18 protein-coding genes and 2 pseudogenes are annotated in these 24,825 nt (G+C 37.3%); 14 read left to right on the top strand and 6 right to left on the bottom strand.

Features of this window, described 5'->3' with window-relative positions:
- From JCM17102_RS25560 to JCM17102_RS00445, 7 genes and pseudogenes are all read left to right on the top strand, one after another.
- A pseudogene (locus JCM17102_RS25560) lies at positions 1 to 1,499 on the top strand (TolC family protein).
- A gap of 17 nt (positions 1,500 to 1,516) precedes the next feature.
- A pseudogene (locus JCM17102_RS25565) lies at positions 1,517 to 4,753 on the top strand (efflux RND transporter permease subunit).
- Positions 4,754 to 5,037: 284 nt separating this feature from the next.
- The gene (pheT, locus tag JCM17102_RS00425; protein WP_025073537.1) at positions 5,038 to 7,500 is read left to right on the top strand and encodes a phenylalanine--tRNA ligase subunit beta; all 2,463 of its coding nucleotides are present in this window, start codon (positions 5,038 to 5,040) and stop codon (positions 7,498 to 7,500) included.
- A 35-nt stretch (positions 7,501 to 7,535) separates the two neighbouring features.
- Entirely contained in the window at positions 7,536 to 8,273 is a 738-nt protein-coding gene (locus JCM17102_RS00430; protein WP_025073538.1) for a YebC/PmpR family DNA-binding transcriptional regulator, read from the top strand.
- A 7-nt stretch (positions 8,274 to 8,280) separates the two neighbouring features.
- Positions 8,281 to 8,526, top strand: a complete 246-nt coding sequence (locus JCM17102_RS00435; RefSeq protein WP_025073539.1) for a TIGR03905 family TSCPD domain-containing protein — start codon at positions 8,281 to 8,283, stop codon at positions 8,524 to 8,526.
- Positions 8,527 to 8,732: 206 nt separating this feature from the next.
- Positions 8,733 to 9,986 (top strand): Nramp family divalent metal transporter, encoded by a 1,254-nt coding sequence (locus JCM17102_RS00440; RefSeq protein WP_025073540.1) that lies wholly within the window; start codon positions 8,733 to 8,735, stop codon positions 9,984 to 9,986.
- Between the two features lie 21 nt (positions 9,987 to 10,007).
- Positions 10,008 to 10,772 carry an exodeoxyribonuclease III gene (locus JCM17102_RS00445; protein WP_025073541.1) on the top strand — a complete coding sequence of 255 codons (765 nt, stop codon included), beginning with the start codon at positions 10,008 to 10,010 and terminating at the stop codon, positions 10,770 to 10,772.
- Between the two features lie 7 nt (positions 10,773 to 10,779).
- Here the strand turns inward: JCM17102_RS00445 and JCM17102_RS00450 are convergent, their stop codons facing one another.
- Positions 10,780 to 11,187: a secondary thiamine-phosphate synthase enzyme YjbQ gene (locus tag JCM17102_RS00450; RefSeq protein WP_025073542.1), complete on the bottom strand. Its 408-nt coding sequence runs from the start codon at positions 11,185 to 11,187 to the stop codon at positions 10,780 to 10,782.
- 72 nt (positions 11,188 to 11,259) lie between these two features.
- Between JCM17102_RS00450 and JCM17102_RS00455 the strand changes: the two genes are divergently transcribed.
- The 4 genes from JCM17102_RS00455 (at position 11,260) to JCM17102_RS00470 (ending at position 15,303) form a co-directional block, all read left to right on the top strand.
- Positions 11,260 to 11,718: a C-GCAxxG-C-C family protein gene (locus tag JCM17102_RS00455; protein ID WP_025073543.1), complete on the top strand. Its 459-nt coding sequence runs from the start codon at positions 11,260 to 11,262 to the stop codon at positions 11,716 to 11,718.
- A 156-nt stretch (positions 11,719 to 11,874) separates the two neighbouring features.
- Positions 11,875 to 12,075, top strand: a complete 201-nt coding sequence (locus JCM17102_RS00460; protein ID WP_025073544.1) for a winged helix-turn-helix domain-containing protein — start codon at positions 11,875 to 11,877, stop codon at positions 12,073 to 12,075.
- A gap of 128 nt (positions 12,076 to 12,203) precedes the next feature.
- Entirely contained in the window at positions 12,204 to 13,985 is a 1,782-nt protein-coding gene (gene lepA, locus JCM17102_RS00465) for a translation elongation factor 4 (protein WP_025073545.1), read from the top strand.
- Positions 13,986 to 14,124: 139 nt separating this feature from the next.
- Entirely contained in the window at positions 14,125 to 15,303 is a 1,179-nt protein-coding gene (locus JCM17102_RS00470; RefSeq protein WP_025073546.1) for a cation:proton antiporter family protein, read from the top strand.
- 184 nt (positions 15,304 to 15,487) lie between these two features.
- Here JCM17102_RS00470 and JCM17102_RS00475 read toward each other — a convergent pair whose 3' ends face one another.
- The gene (locus JCM17102_RS00475; protein ID WP_025073547.1) at positions 15,488 to 16,645 is read right to left on the bottom strand and encodes an acyltransferase family protein; all 1,158 of its coding nucleotides are present in this window, start codon (positions 16,643 to 16,645) and stop codon (positions 15,488 to 15,490) included.
- Positions 16,646 to 16,745: 100 nt separating this feature from the next.
- Positions 16,746 to 17,309, bottom strand: a complete 564-nt coding sequence (locus JCM17102_RS00480) for a Crp/Fnr family transcriptional regulator (RefSeq protein ID WP_025073548.1) — start codon at positions 17,307 to 17,309, stop codon at positions 16,746 to 16,748.
- A gap of 339 nt (positions 17,310 to 17,648) precedes the next feature.
- Here JCM17102_RS00480 and JCM17102_RS00485 point away from each other — a divergent pair, with 339 nt between their 5' ends.
- Together JCM17102_RS00485 and JCM17102_RS00490 are read left to right on the top strand one after the other, a co-directional pair.
- Positions 17,649 to 18,017 carry a BlaI/MecI/CopY family transcriptional regulator gene (locus JCM17102_RS00485; RefSeq protein WP_025073549.1) on the top strand — a complete coding sequence of 123 codons (369 nt, stop codon included), beginning with the start codon at positions 17,649 to 17,651 and terminating at the stop codon, positions 18,015 to 18,017.
- A 228-nt stretch (positions 18,018 to 18,245) separates the two neighbouring features.
- Positions 18,246 to 19,733: a M56 family metallopeptidase gene (locus tag JCM17102_RS00490; protein WP_245798438.1), complete on the top strand. Its 1,488-nt coding sequence runs from the start codon at positions 18,246 to 18,248 to the stop codon at positions 19,731 to 19,733.
- A 219-nt stretch (positions 19,734 to 19,952) separates the two neighbouring features.
- Here the strand turns inward: JCM17102_RS00490 and JCM17102_RS00495 are convergent, their stop codons facing one another.
- Positions 19,953 to 21,188: a DNA recombination protein RmuC gene (locus JCM17102_RS00495; RefSeq protein WP_025073551.1), complete on the bottom strand. Its 1,236-nt coding sequence runs from the start codon at positions 21,186 to 21,188 to the stop codon at positions 19,953 to 19,955.
- Positions 21,188 to 22,042 (bottom strand): type I methionyl aminopeptidase, encoded by an 855-nt coding sequence (gene map / locus JCM17102_RS00500; RefSeq protein WP_025073552.1) that lies wholly within the window; start codon positions 22,040 to 22,042, stop codon positions 21,188 to 21,190. Before map ends, JCM17102_RS00495 begins: the two co-directional genes overlap by 1 nt.
- 229 nt (positions 22,043 to 22,271) lie before the next feature.
- On the opposite strand from map, the gene JCM17102_RS00505 reads away from it, so the two are divergent.
- Positions 22,272 to 22,871, top strand: a complete 600-nt coding sequence (locus JCM17102_RS00505) for an HU family DNA-binding protein (protein ID WP_025073553.1) — start codon at positions 22,272 to 22,274, stop codon at positions 22,869 to 22,871.
- Positions 22,872 to 23,175: 304 nt separating this feature from the next.
- Here the strand turns inward: JCM17102_RS00505 and JCM17102_RS00515 are convergent, their stop codons facing one another.
- Entirely contained in the window at positions 23,176 to 24,813 is a 1,638-nt protein-coding gene (locus JCM17102_RS00515; RefSeq protein ID WP_025073555.1) for a B12-binding domain-containing radical SAM protein, read from the bottom strand.
- Positions 24,814 to 24,825: the final 12 nt, after the last annotated feature.

Consider the following 24,825-nt stretch of genomic DNA (forward strand, 5'->3'; position numbering starts at 1 on the left):
ATGAAGAAAATATATAATTACCTGATAGCTGCAGTTTTCTTTTGTACTCCATTTGTTACTGTAGATGCACAACAATCTGTTGTGTTGGACCTGAACCGTACGATTGAACTGGCAAATGACAGTTCACTGGAAGCCTTTCGCACTCAAAATATGTATTTTTCTGGTTATTGGGAATACCGTACTTATCAAGCAAACCGCTTACCGAGTCTGACAATGAATCTGACTCCTGCTCAATATAACCGGGATATAACGAAACGTTATGATTCGCAATCTAATCTTGACGTATATCGTACTCAACAATCTTATTATGCTTACGGTGGTCTATCTGTGAAACAGAATTTTGATTTGACGGGCGGTACTTTTTATCTGGAATCGAACTTGACGTATATGCGTAACTTCGGAGATAGTAAGACGACCCAATTTACCAGTGTTCCTATCCGAATTGGATATTCACAAAGCTTGCTGGGGTATAATGCCTTTAAATGGGAGCGTAAGATTGAACCGTTGAAATATGAACGTGTGAAAAAAGAGTTTCTCTATAATGTGGAGAAAGTATCTGAGAAAGCTACCTCTTATTTCTTTTCTTTAGCAATGGCACAGGCTGAATATGATCTGGCAAAAGAAAATATGGCTTCCAGCGATACTCTTTATCGCATTGGTGAACAACGGTATAAGATTGCGGCTATCTCTCAGGCTGATTTGCTAACTTTGAAACTTGATCGCGTGAATGCAGAAAATTCATTGAAAAATAAAGCGATCGACCTGAAACGTGCCATGTTTACATTAGCTTCTTTTTTGAATCTGGATAAAAATACGCAAATTAAATTGGAACTTCCATCTCATCTTAATGATTTGCAGATTCCTGTAGATTTAGCGTTGCAATGGGGAAGAAGTAATAATCCGCAACTGCTGGAACTGAAACAGAATATTTTAGAAGCAGAACGAAGTGTGGATAAGACTAAAAAGGAATCACGTTTTAATGCAAGTGTCAATGCTAGTATCGGTTTTAATCAAGTAGCGGAAACTTTTGGTGATGTATATCATAAGCCATGCAACAAGATCTGGTATCTGTAAGTGTTTCTATTCCTTTGATTGACTGGGGAGTGAGAAAAGGAAAATTTAATATGGCACAGAATAATCTGAATGTTGTGAAAATCTCTTCCCGTCAGAATGAGATCAGTATTGAAGAGGAAGTTATCATGACTGTAAATGATTTCAATATTCAGGAACAACTGATTGGCAGTGCAGAAGAGGCATTAGATTTGGCGGTATTGGCATATGATCAGACTCGCCAACGTTTCATAATTGGAAAGGCGGATATTAATAGTCTGACTCTTTCGCAAAACCGTCAGCAACAGGCACAACGTAATTACATTTCTGCATTGCAGGAGTATTGGATGAATTATTATAAGATCCGGCGACTTACTTTGTTTGATTTTGCTACCGGGGTTTCACTTTCCGACCGATTTGATTTTAATGGGGGAAATATAGTTAAATGAACAATGAAGAATTAAGAATGAAGAAGTTACCGGAGAAACATAATGGTCTGAAAGTATCTGCTTTTACACTGATTGTTGCTTTTATTTGTGTGGCATTGGTTGGGCTTACGCTTATTCCGCTGCTTCCGGTGAAGCTGAACCCTTCACGAACTTCACCCGGTTTCTCCGTATCGTTCAATATGTCCGGAGCTTCCTCTCGTGTAGTGGAAATGGAAGCTACCAGTAAACTAGAAGCGATGCTTGCTCGGGTCAGAGGGGTAAAAAGTATATCTTCTACTTCTGGAAACGGGTGGGGAAGAGTGAATGTGGGGCTAGATAAACATACTAATGTAGAAATGGCGCGTTTTGAGGCGTCCACTATTATTCGCCAGACTTGGCCTGAATTACCTAAAGAGGTAAACTATCCTACTATTCAGATGAGTGGTGTGGGAGAGAGGAGCCAGGGACCTTTTATCTCGTTCACTATTAATGCACCTTCTACACCGATTCTTATCCAGCAGTATGCAGATGAGCATATAAAACCGAGATTATCGCAGATAGCCGGGGTCTATAAAGTGAATCTTAATGGAGCTACTCCTATGGAATGGAGGCTGGAGTATGATAGTGAGCAATTACGTAGTTTGGGAGTGTCGGTAGATGATATTCGACAGGCGGTCAGCTTGCATTATCGAAAAGAGTTTATGGGTACCTCGGATGTTGAACATGTTGGTGGAGGAAAAGAATGGATTCGTTTGGCATTAGTTCCGGAAAAAGGTAACCGACTCTTTGATCCTGCGGATATTTCGATAGCGATTAGAGATGGTAAGATGATTGGTTTGAATGAACTGGTAAAAGTCACACGTGAAGAAGAAGAACCACAAAGTTACTATCGTATTAACGGACTGAATTCTATTTATTTATCATTGGTGGCTGAAGAGACGGCTAACCAGTTGGAATTGAGTAAACAGGTAGAGGCGGTTATGGAAGAGATTCATGAATTTCTTCCGCCGGGTATGAGATACACATGAGTTATAATGCAACGGAATATATTAAGGAAGAATTGAGTAAAATTTATTTGCGTACTGGAATGACGGTGCTTATTCTTCTCTTTTTTGTACTGTTGATTACTTGGCGACCTAAATATTTGTTTCTGATCGTTGTAAGTCTGACTGTTAATATGGCAATCGCTGTAATTTTCTATTATCTGTTCGGGTTGGAGATGCAACTTTATTCGCTGGCAGGTATCACCATTTCTTTGAATCTGGTGATTGACAATACGATTGTGATGAGCGATCACTATCTACGACACAGGAATTTAAAAGCTTTCTTGTCTGTGTTGGCTGCTACTCTGACTACTATGGGTGCTTTAGTTGTTATCTTCTTTCTTGATGAAAAAATACGTCTGAATCTACAGGATTTTGCAGCAGTGGTTATTATTAATCTGGGGGTATCTTTATTAATCGCTTTATTCTTTGTTCCTTCTTTAATAGAGAAGATTGGGCTGAAAAGAAAAGGTAGAAAAAAAGAGATCGGGGGCAGATGGCAGAGATTAATGAACCGTAACTGGTTACGAAGTCTCAGACGGATAATGAAACGGATACCTGTTTATTTCTCTCGTTTTTATATGTGGCTCATACGGATTCTTTGCCGTTGGCGTGTTGCAGTCTGTCTGTTGCTTATGTTTGCGTTCGGATTTCCGGTATTTTTGCTTCCCGAACACATGAAAGGAGAAGATAAGGTGGCTGATTTCTACAATCGGACGATAGGAACACCCACTTATAAAGAGAAGGTGAAACCTATAGTAGATAAAGTATTGGGTGGCAGCTTACGGCTGTTTGTTCAGAAAGTATATGAAGGTAGTTACTTTACCCGCAATGATGAGGTGGTGCTATATGCTAATGCAACTTTGCCAAATGGAAGTACATTAGAACAAATGAATACATTGATAAAGCGTATGGAAGCTTATCTGAGTAATTTTAATGAAATTAAGCAGTTTCATACCTCTGTACATAATGCCCGACGGGCTTCTATCAGTGTTAATTTTACGAAGGAACATCAACATAGTGGTTTTCCTTATACATTAAAAGCGAATATCATCGGTAAAGCACTCCAATTGGGAGGTGGTAGCTGGAATGTGTATGGCCTCCAAGATCAGGGCTTTAGTAATGATGTACGTGAAAATGCCGGTTCATTCCGAATAAAAATGTATGGTTATAATTATGACGAACTTTACTTTTGGGCAGAAAAAATGAAAGAAAAATTATTATCCCACCGCCGTATAAAGGAAGTCACTATTGGTTCTGCATTTTCTAATTGGAAAGACGACTATAAGGAGTTCTATTTTGACTTGGATAAAAAGAGAATGGCAGAAGAAGGAGTAAACGCTCAGACTCTTTTTGCAGCTATTCGTCCTCTTTATGGTCGTAATATGGAGATTGGCTCGGTCTTGACACAAGATGGAGTAGAAAAAATCAAATTATCTTCTCGTCAGTCAGAAGAGCGAGATGTTTGGGCGATGCAATATTTTCCGGTTCGTGCCGGACGCCGGGATTATAAATTATCTGACCTGGCAAGGGTTGAGAAAGCAGATGCCGCAGGAAGTGGCCAAAGAGAACCAACAATATCGTTTGTGCCTGCAATATGAATATATTGGTGCTTCTGAGCAAGGATACAGAATATTAGATAAAGATTTGGAGGAATTTAAAGAAATTCTTCCCATGGGGTATTCTGCTAAGTCAGAAAGACCAAATTGGTCTTGGGGATCGAGTGGGGTAAATAAGCAATACCGTTTATTACTAATTGTGGTTGCCATTATTTTTATGATTACCAGTATTTTGTTTAATTCATTGAAACAACCCTTAGCCATTATTTTTGTGATTCCGGTTTCTTATATTGGGGTATTCCTCACTTTTTATTGGTTTAAGTTGAATTTTGACCAGGGAGGTTTTGCCTCATTTGTGTTGCTTTGCGGTATTACGGTGAATGCGAGTATTTATATTTTGAATGAGTATAATGCACTGCGACGACGTTTCCCACATCTTTCTTCACTTCGTGCCTATGTGAAGGCTTGGAATATTAAAATTATCCCTATTTTCCTGACAGTTATTTCTACTATTCTAGGATTTATTCCTTTTATGGTAGGGACTGAAAAAGAGGGATTCTGGTTTCCGCTGGCGGCAGGAACGATCGGAGGATTGATTATGTCAATGATTGGTGTTTTCATCTTGTTGCCGGTACTTGCGTTAAAAAAGAAAGATATTATAAATAGAAGATGAAGGTATAACTTATTCAAATAGTTTTAAATACATTGGTTTGTAATAATGGGTATATATACTTTAATTGATGACAAATTGAAATTTAGGTTATTGTTTGATGTATATATTTATGTGTTATGAAAAAATGGTTTTCTTTGCATATATGAGTATTTTGTTGTGTTATGTGTTAGAAGCATGGCATAGGATAACTCCCTTTTGCAATTTTCTTTCAAATCCTTCACTACCAACCAAAAAATCTTATTAACTTTGCGAATCTTTTTGAGAAACAATAAAAACTTAATTATATGAATATCTCTTATAACTGGCTGAAAGAGTATGTCAATTTCGACCTGACGCCTGATGAAACGGCTGCTGCGCTTACTTCTATCGGCTTGGAAACAGGTGGGGTGGAAGAAGTACAAACTATTAAAGGTGGTTTGGAAGGACTAGTGATCGGTGAAGTGTTGACATGTGTTGAACATCCTAATTCAGACCATTTGCACGTCACTACTGTCAATCTGGGAGACGGTGAACCGGTTCAGATTGTTTGCGGTGCTCCCAATGTAGCTGCCGGACAGAAAGTTGTGGTTGCTACTTTAGGTACAAAGCTTTATGATGGTGATGAATGTTTTACGATTAAGAAATCAAAAATTCGCGGTGTAGAATCTATTGGTATGATTTGTGCGGAAGATGAGATTGGTATTGGAACCGATCACGCAGGAATTATTGTATTGCCAGCTGAAGCTATTCCGGGTACACTTGCTAAGGATTATTATAATATTAAAAGTGATTATGTACTTGAAGTAGATATTACTCCCAATCGTGCTGATGCGTGTTCACATTATGGTGTAGCTCGAGACTTGTATGCTTTTCTTGTTCAGAATGGTAAACAAGTTACTCTGCAACGTCCGTCGGTTGATGCTTTCAAAGTGGATAACCATGACTTGGATATTGAGGTGAAAGTAGAGAATAGTGAAGCATGTCCTCATTATGCAGGAGTGACTGTGAAAGGTGTGACAGTAAAGGAAAGTCCGGAATGGTTGCAAAATAAACTCCGCCTTATTGGTCTGCGTCCTATTAATAATGTGGTAGATATTACTAATTATATTGTTCATGCTTTTGGTCAACCATTACACTGTTTTGACGCCGGAAAGATTAAAGGCAATGAAGTCATTGTAAAGACAATGCCTAAAGCTACTCCATTCGTAACATTGGACGAAGTAGAACGTAAGCTGAACGAACGTGATTTGATGATCTGTAATAAGGAAGAAGCCATGTGCATAGCCGGTGTTTTCGGTGGGCTTGATTCTGGTTCTACAGAAACAACTACTGACGTATTTATCGAAAGTGCTTATTTCCATCCAACATGGGTACGTAAAACAGCTCGTCGTCATGGTTTAAATACAGATGCGTCTTTCCGTTTTGAACGTGGTATTGATCCGAATAGTGTTATTTACTGTTTGAAGTTAGCTGCTTTGATGGTAAAAGAGTTAGCTGGTGGTACAATTTCTTCTGAAATTAAAGATGTATGCGCTGTTCCTGCTCAGGACTTTGTAGTAGAACTTGCTTATGAAAAAGTACATTCATTGATTGGTAAAGTGATTCCAGTAGAGACAATCAAAAGTATTGTGACTAGCTTGGAAATGAGAATAACCAATGAAACTGCTAAAGGACTAACTCTGGCTGTGCCTCCTTATCGTGTGGATGTACAACGTGATTGCGACGTGATAGAAGATATTCTTCGTATTTACGGATATAATAATGTAGAGATTCCAACTACATTGAAGTCTAGTCTTACCACAAAAGGAGAGCATGATAAGTCAAATAAATTGCAGAACCTGATTGCTGAACAGTTAGTTGGATGCGGATTTAATGAAATACTGAATAACTCGTTGACTCATGCTGCCTATTATGATGGACTGGAAACTTATCCTTCCAATCATCTGGTCATGTTGATGAATCCGTTGAGTGCAGATCTGAATGGTATGCGTCAAACATTATTGTTTGGTGGATTGGAAAGTATTGCTCATAATGCTAATCGTAAGAATGCTGATTTGAAATTCTTTGAATTTGGTAATTGTTATCATTTCGATGCGGACAAGAGGAATCCGGAAAAAGTATTAGCTGCGTATTCAGAAGAGTATCATTTGGGATTATGGGTTACAGGAAAGAAGGTTTCAAATTCATGGGTACATCCAGATGAAAATTCATCTGTATTTGAGTTGAAAGCTTATGTTGAAAATATACTGAAACGTTTGGGATTAGATTTACACAATTTGGTAGTCGGTAATTTGACAGATGATATTTATGCTACTGCACTTTCTGTAAATACCAAAGGGGGAAAACGTCTTGCTTCTTTCGGTATCATTACTAAGAAATTGTTGAAAGCATTTGATATTGACAATGAGGTGTATTATGCTGATCTGAATTGGAGTGAATTATTGAAGGCGATCCGTTCGGTGAAAGTCAGCTATAAAGAGATCTCTAAGTTCCCAGTTGTGAAACGTGATCTGGCATTGTTGATTGACAAGAATATACAGTTTGCTGAAATCGAAAAGATAGCTTATGAGACAGAGAAGAAGCTGTTGAAAGAAGTAGAACTCTTTGACGTATATGAAGGTAAGAATCTGGAAGCTGGTAAGAAATCGTATGCAGTCAGCTTCTTACTTCAAGATGAAAGCCAGACTTTGAACGACAAGATGATCGATAAGATTATGTCGAAACTGGTGAAGAATCTGGAAAATAAATTGGATGCAAAATTAAGATAATACTAAAATAAATCATATAATAAAAATATAAACCAATGGGAAGAGCATTTGAATATAGAAAAGCCGCTAAGCTGAAAAGATGGGGCCATATGGCTCGTACATTTACGAAAATAGGTAAACAGATTGCTATTGCTGTAAAAGCTAGTGGTCCAGATCCGGAAAACAATCCTACTCTGCGTGCAATTATTGCGAATGCAAAACGTGAGAATATGCCGAAAGATAATATCGATCGTGCTATTAAGAATGCAATGGGTAAAGATCAGAGTGACTACAAGGGTATGACTTATGAAGGATATGGTCCTCATGGAGTTGCTGTATTTGTGGATACATTGACCGATAATGCTACACGTACGGTAGCTGATGTTCGTTCTGTTTTCAATAAGTTTGGCGGTAATCTGGGTACAATGGGCTCTTTGGCATTTTTGTTCGATCATAAATGTATGTTTACTTTCAAAAAGAAGGATGGAGTAGATATGGAAGAGCTAATTCTTGATCTGATTGATTATGATGTGGAAGATGAGTACGAAGAAGATGAAGAAGAAGGAACAATTACTATTTACGGAGACCCTAAAAGCTATGCTGCTATTCAGAAACATCTGGAGGAAAGTGGTTTCGAAGATGTCGGTGGAGATTTTACTTATATTCCGAATGACTTGAAGGATGTAACTCCCGAACAACGCGAGACTTTGGATAAAATGGTGGAACGTCTGGAAGAATTTGATGACGTACAAACTGTTTATACTAATATGCGTCCGGAAGAAGGGGAAGAATAAACAGGTTATGGAATATGTATATAAAACAAAAGGTACATGCAGCACAAACATCGAACTGAATGTGGAAGATGGTATTGTGAAAGAGGTAGCCTTTTGGGGTGGATGCAACGGTAATCTTCAGGGAATTTCTCGACTAATAAGAGGTATGAAAGTTGAGGATGTTATTCAGAAACTGGAAGGGGTACGTTGTGGAAGTAAAACAACTTCGTGTCCCGATCAATTGTGTCATGCATTGCATGAGATGGGATATTGATTGACTGTTTGTCCCCCTGTTTAAGAATATTTAGGTACGGATTACACAGAATTTTACGGTCTTAATTAATATAAGAACCGTGTTCTTTGTGTAATCCGTACTTTTTTGTTTGTTGTCCATTTCCTATTTGTAGGTATTTTGAACCAAAAGTGATTCTTACTCGTTATCTATAAGTACATTTGTATTCAATAAACTATTATGCAATAATGAAAAATATCTTTCGAGACTTAAAACGTAAAGATCATAAACGATATTTAGGTGGATTGGATCTTTTTAAATATATCGGTCCCGGACTTTTGGTCACTGTAGGATTTATTGATCCGGGTAACTGGGCTTCTAATTTTGCCGCAGGTTCAGAATTTGGTTATTCGTTGCTTTGGGTAGTAACTTTATCTACTATCATGTTGATTATTCTTCAGCATAATGTAGCCCACTTGGGCATTGTTACCGGACTCTGTCTTTCGGAGGCAGCAACTAAGTATACACCCAAATGGGTATCCCGCCCGATACTTGGTACTGCGGTACTGGCATCTATATCTACTTCTTTGGCTGAGATTTTAGGAGGGGCTATCGCCCTCGAAATGCTATTTGATATTCCAATTATTTGGGGAGCAGTATTAACAAATCTGTTTGTTTCTATTATGCTTTTTACGAACTCATATAAAAAGATCGAACGTTCGATTATAGCATTTGTTTCTGTGATCGGACTATCGTTTATTTATGAGCTGTTTTTAGTAAAAATAGACTGGCCGATGGCAGTGGAGGGTTGGGTAACTCCGTCTTTTCCGAAAGGAAGTCTGTTGATTATCATGAGTGTGCTGGGAGCTGTGGTCATGCCTCATAATCTTTTCTTGCATTCGGAAGTAATACAAAGTCATGAATATAATAAGCAGGATGATTCTTCTATTAAAAAGGTGCTGAAATATGAACTATTCGACACACTCTTTTCGATGATAGTGGGCTGGGCTATTAATAGTGCTATGATTTTATTAGCGGCTGCCACTTTTTTTAAAAGTAGCATTCAGGTGGAAGAACTGCAACAGGCTAAATCTTTACTTGAACCATTATTAGGTAGTAATGCCGCAGTTGTGTTTGCATTAGCTCTTTTGATGGCAGGTATTTCATCCACTATAACAAGTGGAATGGCGGCAGGATCTATTTTTGCTGGTATTTTTGGTGAATCTTATCATATCAAAGACAGTCATTCACAAGTGGGAGTTCTTTTATCTTTAGGTATTGCTTTGCTGTTGATTTTCTTTATTGGAGATCCCTTCAAAGGATTAATCATTTCGCAAATGGTGCTTAGTATACAATTACCTTTTACTGTATTTTTACAGGTTGGATTGACATCTTCCCGGAAAGTAATGGGCAACTATGTGAATAGTCGTTGGAGTACTTTTGTGCTTTATACTATTGCGGTAATTGTTACAATATTGAATATCATGCTGTTATTTTCATAAAACGGACATAAATAAAAGATGATGAAGATTATTACGTATAATGTGAACGGGCTTCGTGCTGCTGTTTCGAAAGGTTTACCGGAATGGTTGGCAGAAGAGAATCCAGATGTTATTTGTCTGCAAGAGACAAAACTACAGCCGGACCAGTATCCGAGTGAAATTTTTGATGCATTAGGATATAAATCTTATTTGTATTCCGCACAGAAAAAAGGATATAGTGGTGTAGCTATTCTTACAAAGCAGGAGCCGGATCATGTTGAATATGGTATGGGAATCGAGGCTTATGATAACGAAGGACGATTTATCCGTGCGGATTTTGGAGATTTGTCAGTAGTTAGCGTTTATCATCCTTCAGGAACAAGTGGGGACGAACGGCAAGCTTTCAAAATGGTTTGGCTAGAAGACTTTCAGAAGTATGTATTGGAATTACAGAAATCCCGCTCCAACCTAGTTCTTTGTGGTGATTATAATATTTGTCATGAACCAATTGATATTCATGATCCAATTCGGAATGCAACTAATAGCGGTTTCCTCCCTGAGGAACGGGAGTGGATGACACGTTTTCTTTCAACAGGTTTTATAGACTCTTTTCGTTTACTTTATCCTGAAAAACAGGAGTATACTTGGTGGAGTTACCGTTTTAACTCACGTGCCAAAAATAAAGGTTGGAGAATTGACTATTGCATGGTTAGTGAGCCGTTAGGTGCGATGTTGAAAAGTGCGTGTATTTTAAATGGAGCAGTACATTCTGACCATTGCCCAATGACGCTTGAAATAGAACGTTGAATAGAAATTATAAGATAGTAATACTTAATTTGCGGCTGTCTCCTCCATTACGAAATTCGCAGAGGTAGACTCCTTGCCACGTTCCCAAATTTAGCCGATGATTTTTGATAGGTATAGTGATGGAACTTCCAATTAGAGAGGCCTTTAAATGCGCGCTCATATCGTCTGGACCTTCATCGCTGTGGATAAAGTAGGGAGCGCCATCCGGTACCAGTTTGTTGAAGAAAGTCTGGAGATCTTGTCGAACATCTGGATCTGCATTTTCGTTGACTGTTAGTCCGGCAGAGGTATGCTTGATAAATACTACGAGTAAACCGCTTTTTGGTAAAGCGGGGAGTTGAGCGATTATATCGCTCGTAATCAAGTGAAATCCGCGTGGATAATGAGGTAACTGAATATCGAATGTTGTAGCCATCATTTCTTTAATTTATAAAACTGTTACAAAGATACTTTTTTATACCTTTGCATAAAAATAAAAAAAATAGAAATGGAAGATAGAATACAAAAGGCTGTGGAGCTTTTTAAAAGTGGGTATAATTGTTCGCAATCTGTTGTAGCTGCTTTTGCCGATATGTATGGTTTTACCCAGGAACAGGCGTTACGTATGGCTGCTTCTTTTGGCGGAGGAATTGGAAGAATGAGGGAAACCTGTGGAGCTGCATGCGGGCTATTTCTGGTGGCAGGATTGGAAACAGGTGCTACGGAAGCAACAGATCGTGAAGGAAAAGCGGCAAATTATGCTGTAGTACAGGAGTTAGCAGCTGAATTTAAGAAACGTAATGGATCACTAATTTGTGGAGAGTTGCTAGGATTGAAGAAGAAAGAACCTATTGTATCTACTCCTGAAGAACGCACTACTCAATACTATACAAAGCGTCCATGCGCAAAAATGGTAGAAGAAGCTGCTAGAATTTGGGTAGAGTACCTTAAAATCCACCCCAAATAAGGATAGTAAAGCTGTTTTTATTACAAAAATAACAAAAAAACAGTATATAAAGTGTTATATAACATAAAAATAACTATCTTTGTTGCCGATATAAAATCTGATAGTTCTTTTGAATTGTTGATTTAATAGCATGTATAACTAAAATTTTCAAAGCAAATGTTGAAAGAAAAAGCAGGTGAAATTGCAGGTAATATCTGGAATGTACTGAATGGAACAGAAGGAATGACTGCCAAACAGTTGAAAAAGGCAACGAAATTGGTTGATAAAGACTTGTTCCTTGGCCTTGGCTGGTTATTAAGAGAAGACAAACTTTCTGTAGAGGAAGTTGAAGGTGAACTTTTCATCAAATTGATCTAAGCGAGTATCTCACTTATGCAATAAAAAATGCGTTGATACATTGTTATAATGTTATCAACGCATTTTTTATATTCCATCATTTACGTATCTTTGCACACCGAAAAAGATAAAATAAATTAGAATTCCGTATGAAGAAAATACGAAACTTTTGCATTATTGCTCATATAGACCATGGTAAATCGACTTTAGCAGACCGCTTGCTAGAATTTACTAATACAATTCAGGTAACAACCGGGCAGATGCTTGATGATATGGACTTGGAGAAAGAAAGAGGTATCACGATCAAGAGTCATGCTATTCAAATGGAATATACCTATAAAGGTGAAAAGTATATCCTTAATCTGATTGACACTCCAGGACATGTGGACTTTTCGTATGAAGTATCTCGTTCCATTGCTGCTTGTGAAGGTGCGTTACTGATTGTAGATGCTTCGCAGGGTGTACAGGCACAGACTATCTCTAATCTGTATATGGCTATAGAACATGATCTTGAAATAATTCCTATTATTAATAAATGCGATATGGCAAGTGCCATGCCCGAAGAAGTGGAAGACGAAATTGTCGAACTGTTGGGATGTAAGCGGGAAGAAATTATTCGTGCATCCGGAAAAACGGGGATGGGAGTTGAAGAAATCTTGACGGCCGTAATCGAACGTATTCCTCATCCTGAAGGAGATGAAGAAGCTCCGTTACAAGCATTGATTTTCGACTCTGTATTTAATTCTTTCCGTGGGATTATTGCCTATTTTAAAATTGAGAACGGAGTAATACGTGCGGGGGACAAAGTGAAGTTTTTCAATACTGGTAAGGAGTATGAGGCAGATGAAGTAGGGGTACTGAAGATGGAGATGGTTCCACGTAAGGAGCTTCGTACAGGTGATGTGGGATATATCATTTCTGGAATCAAGACTTCGAAGGAAGTGAAAGTAGGAGATACTATTACACATGTAGCTCGTCCTTGCAGCAAAGCTATTGCAGGCTTTGAAGAGGTGAAGCCTATGGTATTTGCCGGGGTATATCCGATTGAAGCCGAAGAGTTCGAAGACTTGCGTGCTTCGTTAGAGAAATTACAATTGAACGACGCTTCTTTAACTTTCCAACCGGAATCGTCATTGGCTTTAGGTTTTGGTTTCCGTTGCGGTTTCTTGGGATTGCTCCATATGGAGATTGTGCAGGAACGTCTCGATCGTGAGTTCAATATGAATGTGATTACGACGGTTCCGAACGTTTCTTATATGATTTATGATAAGCAGGGAGAAGTAAAGGAAGTGCACAATCCCGGAGGTATGCCCGATCCGACTTTAATTGATCATATTGAAGAACCATATATCAAAGCTTCTATTATAACGACTACAGATTATATCGGTCCTATTATGACGCTTTGTTTGGGTAAGCGTGGTGAGTTAATCAAACAAGAATATATTTCGGGCAATCGGGTAGAAATATTTTATAATATGCCTTTGGGAGAAATCGTTATTGATTTCTATGATCGACTTAAGAGTATTTCAAAAGGATATGCTTCATTTGATTATCATCCGGATGGTTTCCGTCCTTCAAAACTTGTAAAACTGGATATCATGCTGAATGGTGAGCCAGTGGATGCGCTTTCTACATTGATCCATTTTGATAATGCGTATGATATGGGTCGCCGGATGTGTGAGAAATTGAAAGAGTTGATTCCTCGTCAGCAGTTTGAAATAGCAATTCAAGCGGCTATTGGTGCTAAGATTATAGCACGTGAGACGATAAAGGCTGTCCGTAAGGACGTAACGGCAAAATGTTATGGTGGTGACGTAAGCCGTAAGCGAAAGTTGCTTGAAAAGCAGAAAAAAGGAAAGAAACGAATGAAACAAATTGGTAACGTGGAGGTGCCTCAGAAAGCCTTCCTCGCTGTACTGAAGCTGGATTAAGATACTGCCGCAAGATGATTTTTCAGAGTCTTTTTCTGAACAAATCGTTTTGCGGTTAGTTTTTTATATACCAGGTGATTGCTCTCTGTCTACAGAGCTTTCCCGGGCAATCACTAAGATTAAAAATATATTTATAAATATGAGAAAAGTTCTGTCTTTTTCGGGTTTCCTGATATTGGGACTCGTCATTTCACAATTTCTGCCTATGTTGGCAGGTAATAGTTATGGAACCGTCAAGCAAGTAGCGAATGTGCTACTCTATGTATGTCTTAGTTTTATAATGATTAATGTAGGTCGGGAGTTTGTTCTCGACAAGTCCCATTGGAAAAGTTATGCGCAGGATTATTTTATAGCGATGGCTACTGCTGCTTTGCCTTGGTTTATGATTGCAATCTATTACGTTTTCGTATTGCTTCCACCCGAATATTGGAATAGTTGGGAGGCTTGGAAAGAAAATCTATTGCTTAGCCGTTTTGCTGCACCTACATCGGCAGGTATTTTGTTTACTATGTTGGCCGCTATCGGGTTAAAGTCAAGTTGGATTTATAAGAAAATTCAAGTGCTGGCTATTTTTGATGACTTGGATACTATTATTTTAATGATTCCGCTTCAGATTATGATGATCGGATTGCGTTGGCAGTTGATTATTGTAGTAGTGATTGTATTTTGGCTTTTGGCAATTGGTTGGAGACAGTTGAATAAATATGATTGGCGTCAGGACTGGAAGGCAATTCTCTTTTATTCGATACTTATTTTTCTGGCTACACAGTTACTTTATCTTGGTAGTAAGCAACTATACGGTGAAGAAGGAAGCATTCATATTGAGGTGTTATTACCGGCGTTTGTATTGGGTATGATTATGAAGCATAGGGAACATGATACTTCTGTAGAGAGGAAAGTATCTTCTGGAGTTTCTTTCTTTTTTATGTTTTTGGTAGGAATGAGTATGCCTCATTTTATTGGAGTAAACTTTGCAGAAACACATACTAGTACTTATTCGGTTACTGGTTCACAGGAAATGATGTCATGGGGAATGATTTTGTTTCATGTAGTGATCGTATCCTTCCTTTCTAATATGGGAAAACTTTGCCCGATGTTCTTCTATCGTGGCCGTAAATTGAGTGAAAGACTTGCACTGTCTATTGGTATGTTTACTCGTGGTGAAGTTGGAGCTGGGATTATATTTATCGCTTTAGGATATAATTTAGGTGGTCCAGCATTGGTTATTTCAGTTCTAACTTTGGTACTCAATTTAATTTTGACAGGAATATTCGTTCTTTGGGTGAAGAAACTTGCTTTAAGGAGTTATTCTAATTAAAAAAAACGGTCATTGTAAATAATTGCTTTTTCAATTGTTGAGTAGTCTTGTATAACGAAAAATTCTTTAGAAAAAGGTATAAAAATGAATAAAAGAAAACGAGACTGTCCCGCAAAAATGCACCTCAAAAGTTGTTATTTAAATTTAAGGTGCATTTCAAAAGATGAGTTCTGTCTCGTTTAGTTTATAATTTCCTATTTAAGAAGCGTTTAGCTAAATATCTTCTTATTGGTTCATCATATAGTTTCAAGCATAGATAAGCTAATAATATATTCCATGTGTAAACACACGATGCAACTTGCCAAGTCTCTTCGAGGGTGAAAAGTTGATTTTTGATCAACCATGCATAGAATAAATACATAAATGGATAATGTATCACATAGATTGGATATGATAGGTCTCCCAGAAACTTACATATCTTAGTTGATTTCTTGTCTGTGGTAGTGCCCGACGCTCCCAGCCAGAGAAGAATAGGGAAAGCTATGATAATGCAAAATGCTTCATAAATCCCATTTGTACAAATAGGATCTGTACCTTCCAAATAAGGTACTGCGAATAAAAGAATTAATATAATTGTACATATCCAAAAAGCGCCTCTTATTTTGATAGCCTTGAATTTACGTGATAAGAGCATCCCCATAGAGAAAGGGAAAAGCATTCTCAATAATCCACCTACAAAGTTTATACCGTCCAAAGTCCAACCTACTCCTATGTTTCCATAACCTGAGATATCAAGGATCGCGAATAATGCTAATGCTATCCCTAATAATACTACCAGTGCAGTAAGTGCCTTGTTTGACAAGCGACGAATAAATATAGCATAAAGAATATTTCCTATGTATTCAAAGAACAACGACCAACAAGGTCCGTTTAATGGGAACATTTCACCATTGCCACGGACTTCATAACCTACACCAGGCATCGCAGGAATGAAACATATGGTACAAAGGAGAGATAACATGATCATTGATATGTCAATATGTGTTCCGTCCCATTGCACGCAACCCTGAATATAGAATGTAATAGCCCCTAGAACAGCCCCCATCACTACCATAGGATGAAGACGTATCAAACGGCGTTTAAAAAAATCTTTCATTGTAAAATTTTTCCCCCAGCGATCGTCATATGCGTAACCGATAACAAAGCCTGAAAGGATGAAGAAAAAATCCACTGCTAAATATCCGTGATTGAAGCCTTCAATAGTACCACTACCACTGGCAAAAGCGTAACCTTCGAATATATGGTACCATATAACCATAAGTGCGGCTACACCACGAAGTCCGTCTAGAAGATCATAATGCGGCTTGGTGTCTGTAAAAGCTGCTGAAGAAATGCTTGACATTTGTTTTTTGTTATTTTAGTTAATATTTTCAGATGAGATGGCAAAGATACGGCTTCCAAAATGAAGTTTTTTTGCTTGAAAGCAAAAAGACCAATAAAATCTATTTTTGGGCACGTACCCGGCTGAGTGTATAAATAGAAATACCTAAGAAAGCCGCTACATATTTCAGCTTCACTCGATTTACCAGCCCGGGGTAGCGCCGATTAAACTGTTCATATCGTTCTTTAGGTGAAAGTTGGAGTCTTTCTACAAACATGTGACTGAGTTCCTTATTTACGTTCTGATGCAGTATTCTACCCCAGTTGGCTATATCAATATATGTTTCGTAAAGAACATTCAGCTTGTCTATATGGATGACATAGATTTTACAATCCGAAAGAGTTTCAATACTCTCTACTGACGGCTGTTTGTAATATAATGAATCCATACCGAAAGTAATGTCACCCTCTTGACTGAACCAAGTAGTGGTGTCTTGTCCATTATGATGAAAAACAGAACGAGTAACTCCTTCTTCAATGAAATAAACCAGTTGGTCTGTTACTCCCGATTGTACTATATAAGTGTTTTTGGGGTAATACTTTATCTGCATGTTCGTTTGCAATACCTGAAGTGCTTCGTCGGAAACCGGGTAAACTTGTCTGATTTTGTCGATGATATTTTTCATTGAGGGGGATTTCGTTATTCTACTTGCAAACTTACGTAATTTTATTAATTCCTAAAAATTATCTATTTTAAATCCATAGATATATTAAGGTGCGAACCGTTGATACAGAATAAAAGCTCAATGGATAGAAAAACGATCTCCCAAAAAGTAGGTACGGAATATAAATAACAGACCACAAAGTTGCCCTAATTTTGTTATTATAATAAGGTGAGATAAATATCTACTAATAACAATAGTTAAATAACTACTTGTTTTAGTAGAATAACTGCTTTTATTAGTTGATTGTTTAAATATAAGTATTATATTTGCACTGTAGTACTAAATAATAGCATAAAAGAAATGAAACGATTAACAGTAAAAGAGGAAGAGATTATGCGAATGTTTTGGGAGAATGGGCCTATGTTTGTTCGTGAACTATTAGCATATTATGATGAGCCTAAACCGCACTATAATACGGTTTCTACGCTTGTGAGAGGTTTAGAAGAGAAAGGATTTGTAGGATATAAGCCTTATGGAAATACTTATCAATATTATACACTTATTTCAGAGAAGGAGTATAAAAGTTCTGCTTTGAAAGATGTTATTTCACAGTATTATAATAACTCCTATGTTAATGTTGTGTCTTCATTTATCGAAGAAGAAGGTATGTCTGTTGATGAATTGAAAGCATTGATAGATAGTATTGAAAGAGGACGTACTAATAAATAGTCTTTTACTTTTTAGGCTAATATATCTTAGAAGACATTCAATTTTAAATAAGTTGATACAATGGGAGAGTTTTTGTTCTATTTACTGAAATCCGGATGTTTCCTGACCGTCTTTTATCTGCTTTTTAAGTTATTAATGAGTGGGACTACATTTTTTCGTTTTAACCGAGTGGTATTGATAGTCGGGATATTAGGATGTACTTTATTACCTTTGATAGAGTTTACTACTGTGGAGGAAACTCTTTTCACTGCTCCTTTGCGGACTATTCAAGAGGCTTTAGGTGATGAACAAAATATGGTGTATTTGGATGGGGTGAATTGGGATATACAGTTGGATAAAAATGGAAATGAACAGTCCACGAATTGGTGTCCTGTTATTTTGGGGATTATTTATATTGTGGGCGCTTTATTTACTTTATGTTGGTTGGTGGTTTCTCATTTTAGGATGCTTCAGTTAATCCGAACGGGAGAAATGCATCAATGTGGTAAATACAAATTAATGGTTGTTTCACAATCGGTTTCATCTTTTTGCTGGGGAAAATATATTGTTGTTTCTGCTTTAGATTATTCCCGGCAAGTAAACGAAATATTACTTCATGAGACGATGCATTTACGTTATCGTCATACGCTTGATTTATTACTTATGCAGTTCTTTTTGGCGTTTTTCTGGTTTAATCCGGTGATTTGGTTGCTGAAACGTGAACTACAAGAAGTGCATGAATTTGAAGCGGATAATGGAGTGCTCAATACAGGCATCGATGCAACAAGATATCAACTTTTATTGGTGAAGAAAGCTGTTGGTACAAGGCTCTACTCTATGGCTAACGGCTTTAATCACTCTAAACTTAAAAAACGTATTACTATGATGTTAAAAGAAAGAACAAACCGTTGGGCAAGGTTGAAATTATTACTTATTGTGCCCGTAATGGCCGGGACGCTTTATGCGTTTGCACAGCCGGAAGTAAAAGCGACTTTAGCGCCTATTGTGGAAGAAGTCACTCAGCAAGGACAGGAAGATTCTTATTGGGAACTGGTAAATTTCTTTAGTAATGAGGATCGTGCTTATCAAAGTCAATTGAAAGGTAAGAAGGGATCTCCTTTGCATACTAATTATCTTTTTGTAAATAGAAAGAATCGAATTATGTTCAATACGGATATATTAGAACAAAAGGATTTGCAAAAGGCATTAGAAGAAAAACTTTATAATTCTTGGAAAAAGAATCCCCAAAATGCAGAACTTATATTATATCAGTTTGATTGGAATGCTAATGAAGGTTCAATAAAAAATATTTTTCAAAGCATAAAGAATGCGTATGTTAATATTCGAGCAAGAATAGCATTAGAATCTTCGAATAATAGTAAGGATTATTTAGACTCTGTATTTCCGATTCTTGTAAGGCAAGGAGCAGTCTCTAAAAAATATGGGATTATATATGATTCTGAAAAAGAAGAAAAACAGGAACCTGCTGAAGTGATAACTGAAGCAACTCTTACTCTATATGGATCTTCTGGCGGAACCAAGACGGAATTGAAAAATTTTACCTTGGAGGAATTAAAGAAGGAAATAATAGATCTCAAAACAACATTAAAAGATTCAAGTGAAATAACAATTGGTCTGAAAGTAAATAAGGATTGTGCTATAGGTGTTGTCGAAGATATAAAACAAATACTTAGAAGTTGTAATGTATTAAAGGTTAATTATTGGATTCAAAGATAAATGTAGAGGACTGCAATAATTTTATAGATTATTGATATGTAACTTCTAATATACAGATGAGCGCAGATTATCGCAATTTGAATGTTTATTTTACATGGGAATTGCGTTAATCTGGCGTTTTATTAGTCAATTTTTAGTTTTTGTTTTACGAGTTATTTATGAGGATTTCTCTCTATATGTAAAGTGGAATCAAGTAATTAGAATAATTTAGTGGAAAGATTAATCTATTAAATCATCTTCTCCATCATCAATAGGTAGAATCTTTTGGCTTTCTTCATGGGGCAATTGTTCTACTTGTCGAAGTTTTCGTTCAATAGCGCGAGTGCGTTTACCCATTACTTCTTCTAATTGATCACCGGCATTTTGCAGATTCTTTTGTACTTTTTCAAGTAAACCTCCGAATTTACTAAATTCTGTTTTAACAGCACCCAATACAGTCCATACTTCTCCGGTTCGTTTCTGAATGGCAAGAGTACGGAATCCCATTTGAAGGCTATTCAAAATAGCGCCTAAAGTTGTCGGTCCTGTTACGACAATCTTATATTCTTTTTGAAGAGTTTCTATAAGATTGGTCCGTCGGATTACTTCTGCATAGATACTTTCAAATGGTAAAAACATAATAGCAAAATCTGTAGTAAAAGGGGGATCTACATATTTATCATGAATATCTTTTGCCATCTTTTTGATCGTATTTTCCAGTTGTTTTCCGGAGGATTCTATTAGTATAGTATCTCCGGTCTCAAATGCATCATAATATTGCTCGTAGACATCCTTAGGGAATTTAGCATCAATAGGTAGATAAACTATACTGTTAGCATCGTCTTTCCCCGGCAGCTTGATTGCGAACTCGACAAACTCTGTTCCGCTTTTTTTTGTCTTGACGTTGGCAGCATACTGTTCCGGACTCATCATTTGCTCTAATAAAGCGGCAAGTTGTACCTCACCGAAAGTACCTCGCATTTTGACATTATTCAACACTTTTTTTAATCCACCGACATCTTGTGCCAATGATTTCATTTCTCCCAACCCTTTCTGTACATTTTCAAGTTGAGAACGTACAATCTCAAAAGATTGACCAATCCGTTCGTTCAACGTCTTTTGAAGCTTTTCTTCTACCATCAGACGCATATCATCCAACCGCTTTTCGGTTGATTGGATTAGTGTCTCCTGTTGGTGTGCCATCGCGTCAAACTTCTGACGTTGCAATTCTCCGGTTGTTATCATATTCTTATGTAGTATATCCTGAAGTTGTTGCAAATTCTGATTCAGCGTTTGCATCATCTCCATGCGGAGTTCCCGAATACTGCGGTTTAGCTCTTCCCGGTTCTCTTGCATCTGCTGGCGCAAAGCTGTTTGTAAGTGTTCTGTCTGAGCCTGGTTATTACTTTTAGTAAGTGATAATATGAGTAAAGCTAATAATAGCGCTACTATAACAATAAGTAGTATTAATTCCATCAATAGGTCAGGATTTCATTTCCGGTTTCAGTAATTAGAATCATATTCTCCCATTGTGCAGAAGGCAGTCCGTCATCTGTGCAGACAGTCCATCCGTCAGTTTCGTCTATAAATATTTCAAAAGTTCCCATGTTGATCATTGGTTCGATGGTAAAAGTCATACCCGGCACGATCACCATACCTGTGCCACGACGTCCAAAATGTTCCACATCTGGTTCTTCATGGAATTTCATACCTACACCATGTCCACAAAGCTCGCGTACGACACTATATCCGTTCTTTTCTGCATGTTCTTGGATAGCAGCACCTACGTCTCCCAATTGTTTCCATGGTTGGGCGGTAGCAATGCCAATTTCTAAACATTCTTTTGTTACTTGGACTAATTTGCGCATTTCAGGGCTGACTTCTCCAATCATAAACATACGAGATGCATCGGAAAAATAACCTTTGTAGATAGTGGATACATCAACATTAATAATATCTCCACTTCTCAGGAGTTCCGATTTACTGGGTATTCCGTGGCATACGACATCGTTGATACTCGTACAGACACTTTTGGGAAAGCCTTCATAGTTGAGTGGAGCAGGGATAGCTCCGTGGCTAGTAGTGAAATCATACACCATGTTATCAATTTCTTCTGTAGACATTCCTTCATGAATATTCGCGGAGATATAATCAAGTAATGCGGTGTTGATTTTAGCACTTTCGCGGATTCCTTCCAACTGTTCAGGAGTACGGAGCACTTTGCGTGGGGGGAGTTTATAACCTTGTTTTCTGAGTTTCTGTATCTTTTCTTCTACATCAGCCGGATAATTGGATGGGGTAAACCGGAATCCCTTGATAAATTTTTTCATTATAATAGGATGTTTTTTCTGAATATTTTTACAAAGGTAGAGAATAAAATGGAAGATATACTTCCTTCTCAGCTAAAACTTTCCTACTTTTACGGCAAAACTAAATCGTATTCGTATTTTATCTTTTAGGTATTTACATGTAAATACGAAAAAGATTAGATGTAGATTCGAAAAGGTTCACATGTGAATGCGATTATTTTTATAGTAATTATTAAATAATTAATGTGATATGGCAAAATATGATATATACAAGGTTCATGGCATTGATAACAAAGAGAAAGAAGAAAAATATCGTGCAAGAATTGTTCCTGAGGGGACAATTAGCAAGGAGAAACTATATAAATGGGTAGAGAAAACTTCCGGTGGTTTCAGTCGTGGGCAAGCTGATGCAATAATGACTTGTATAACAGATGCTGTCATTGAATTTCTGCGTGATGGATATATTGTACAATTAGGGGAGTTGGGATATTTATCGGCTACTGTTACTAGTCGTCCGATAAAAGAGAAAAAAGAAATCCGCTCGGGTTCTGTTCATTTTAAGAATGTAAATCTTCGGATTAGTAATAGTCTGCGGAAAAGTATGCGGTCAATTCCTTTGGAACGAGTAGAAAAACCTGTCATGACCTCTAAAGAAATAACTCTGAAACAGAAAGAAGATATTTTGAGAAGTTATCTGGAAACTCATCCATGTATTACTCGAACTGACTATTGTCGTATTACTCATACATTGAAGAACAAAGCGATCCATGATCTAAATCAGTTTGTAGGAGAGGGGTGGTTAAGCCGATATGGGGCAGGGCGTACGGTAATTTATTTGTTAGTGAAATAATTGTTAGGTTTATTGTTAAACATTGATTTGTCTTACCAGCTGTATGTATTCTTGCATAGAGAAACCCATTCCCATTTTTTTAGTATCATAATTATGTTGGTATTGAATTCCTGTCTTTATCTTCCAATGCTTGTCTAGTTTAAAAAAAACATTACTTCCAAATTCGGTAGGTATTATTTCAGAAGGAATTTCTCGATATCTCCGATGGTTTAGATTTTGTATACTATGCAATAAAGCTTCTTGATGAGTGTCTGTTATGGTTAAGAAATAGAATATCCTAATGATATATTTTCAGGAAATGATTTTATAACGTTACTGCTTTAAATACAGGTTCGATTTTTTGAATTTCCGATTCAAAACCAAACCAGTAACCGTTTCCTTTATCATCAGTAGGTAGAAAACATAATCTTAGATTTTCACGATATGTTCCATATATTATTTGCCAGTTTTCTGGGGGTGTCTGTCGTTTAGTTTTGACTTTTTCTGCAGGAATCTTTTTAAGTGACATACCAGCTTCTATCCATGCAATTGTTACTTGGGTAAGATAATCCGGATAATAGCTTTTACAGAAATTATAGAGGATCAATCCGCGTTTCTCTAGACTTAAAGGATTATCTATCACATTAGTTTCAATGAGATGATGAAGTAGATCATGGAGAAAATGAGGATTTTCCAAAATTAATGTTTGAGTAATTCCTCTCCATGTAGAAGTGTTGTAGAATCCATCTAATAATCTGGATAAATAGTGGGCGGTTTGTAATTCTTCCACTGTGATTTCCTGAGTCTGTAATACTTCATAGGGAGGGAAAGGAGAATATTGTATTCCTAGTTCTTTAGCCTTTTTGCGCATTTCTGTTCCAGGCAGTAATTTTAGAGATTCCAGTTGGATTTCTCCTGCCCCGTAACTAGCCAATGTGTGTACATCTTCAAAAATTTCCGAAAGGTGATAGAGTGGAAGACCTGCAATTAAATCTGCATGAGTCTCCATATTTTTTAAAGAACAGAGATATTTAAGTCCTGCTAAAGCATCATCAAGTTTACCTATTCGCCGACTTTGTTCAAGTACCGGTTCTCGCAGACTTTGTATGCCGGCTTCTAAATGTAATAGACCCTTAGGCAGGGTGGCAAGCTTTTGTTTTAATTCTTCTGTGAGTAAAGCAGGATGGATTTCAAGGTGAAAACATATATCCGGATATTCACGAAATAGATCCAATAATGCTTTGGCTCGTTTGCTATTGTAATTGAAAGTACGATCTAAAACTCGTACATTTTTTATACCGTGTTGATGAATAACATTCAATCGCTCCCTAATAGTTTCAATAGGAATCGTACGAACAGGTTTTTCTCCTCCACTTACACAAAAAGCACAAGTATTAAAGCAACCTCTTGTTGTTTCTAATTGAACAAACGGTTTACTCCAATTGAAGAAACGACTTTTTTCGGGAGGAACAAGTTCTGAAAAGCGGATGACACGAGCAATGCCGTTATCTTGATATTTCCCTGATTGATCCAGATAACAAAGACCGGGTATGGAACTCCATTCTTTTACCGGTTGATTCCAAACTTTTAACCAAATAGGGAATACTTCTTCGCCTTCTCCCCGAAACACTCCATTGACAAATTTGTTTCTTCTTAAGAAGTCTTCATTATCTCCAAGAAATTCCGGACCACCAAGGATGACGGAGCTATTTGGAAGCAAGGACTTTGCGCGTGAAACGATATGGAGTAATTGTTCGTGGTTAAATAGCCAATTGGTAGCAGCGATAATGTCGGGTTTACAATGATAGATTTGCTGCACGATATTTCCAATATTTTCGTTTATGGTTGCTGATACCATACACCATTCAATCGTGCTATCATTCGCAATTTGAGCATGTAGTGCAGGCAGCGCCAATGATGAATGAGCATACGAACTATTTAAATCAAGCCAAAGAAGTTTCATGTGAAAGTTTTA

Origin of the sequence: Bacteroides faecichinchillae JCM 17102, from assembly GCF_000614145.1 — a bacterium.
In the GTDB taxonomy this organism is placed as follows: domain Bacteria; phylum Bacteroidota; class Bacteroidia; order Bacteroidales; family Bacteroidaceae; genus Bacteroides; species Bacteroides faecichinchillae.

Bases quoted from the DNA above. Each gene is read 5' to 3' on its own strand.
- pheT (WP_025073537.1), top strand. From the start codon at position 5,038: ATGAATATCTCTTATAACTGGCTGAAAGAGTATGTCAATTTCGACCTG.
- JCM17102_RS00430 (WP_025073538.1), top strand. From the start codon at position 7,536: ATGGGAAGAGCATTTGAATATAGAAAAGCCGCTAAGCTGAAAAGATGG.
- JCM17102_RS00435 (WP_025073539.1), top strand. From the start codon at position 8,281: ATGGAATATGTATATAAAACAAAAGGTACATGCAGCACAAACATCGAA.
- JCM17102_RS00440 (WP_025073540.1), top strand. From the start codon at position 8,733: ATGAAAAATATCTTTCGAGACTTAAAACGTAAAGATCATAAACGATAT.
- JCM17102_RS00445 (WP_025073541.1), top strand. From the start codon at position 10,008: ATGAAGATTATTACGTATAATGTGAACGGGCTTCGTGCTGCTGTTTCG.
- JCM17102_RS00450 (WP_025073542.1), bottom strand. From the start codon at position 11,187: ATGGCTACAACATTCGATATTCAGTTACCTCATTATCCACGCGGATTT.
- JCM17102_RS00455 (WP_025073543.1), top strand. From the start codon at position 11,260: ATGGAAGATAGAATACAAAAGGCTGTGGAGCTTTTTAAAAGTGGGTAT.
- JCM17102_RS00460 (WP_025073544.1), top strand. From the start codon at position 11,875: ATGTTGAAAGAAAAAGCAGGTGAAATTGCAGGTAATATCTGGAATGTA.
- lepA (WP_025073545.1), top strand. From the start codon at position 12,204: ATGAAGAAAATACGAAACTTTTGCATTATTGCTCATATAGACCATGGT.
- JCM17102_RS00470 (WP_025073546.1), top strand. From the start codon at position 14,125: ATGAGAAAAGTTCTGTCTTTTTCGGGTTTCCTGATATTGGGACTCGTC.
- JCM17102_RS00475 (WP_025073547.1), bottom strand. From the start codon at position 16,645: ATGTCAAGCATTTCTTCAGCAGCTTTTACAGACACCAAGCCGCATTAT.
- JCM17102_RS00480 (WP_025073548.1), bottom strand. From the start codon at position 17,309: ATGAAAAATATCATCGACAAAATCAGACAAGTTTACCCGGTTTCCGAC.
- JCM17102_RS00485 (WP_025073549.1), top strand. From the start codon at position 17,649: ATGAAACGATTAACAGTAAAAGAGGAAGAGATTATGCGAATGTTTTGG.
- JCM17102_RS00495 (WP_025073551.1), bottom strand. From the start codon at position 21,188: ATGGAATTAATACTACTTATTGTTATAGTAGCGCTATTATTAGCTTTA.
- map (WP_025073552.1), bottom strand. From the start codon at position 22,042: ATGAAAAAATTTATCAAGGGATTCCGGTTTACCCCATCCAATTATCCG.
- JCM17102_RS00505 (WP_025073553.1), top strand. From the start codon at position 22,272: ATGGCAAAATATGATATATACAAGGTTCATGGCATTGATAACAAAGAG.
- JCM17102_RS00515 (WP_025073555.1), bottom strand. From the start codon at position 24,813: ATGAAACTTCTTTGGCTTGATTTAAATAGTTCGTATGCTCATTCATCA.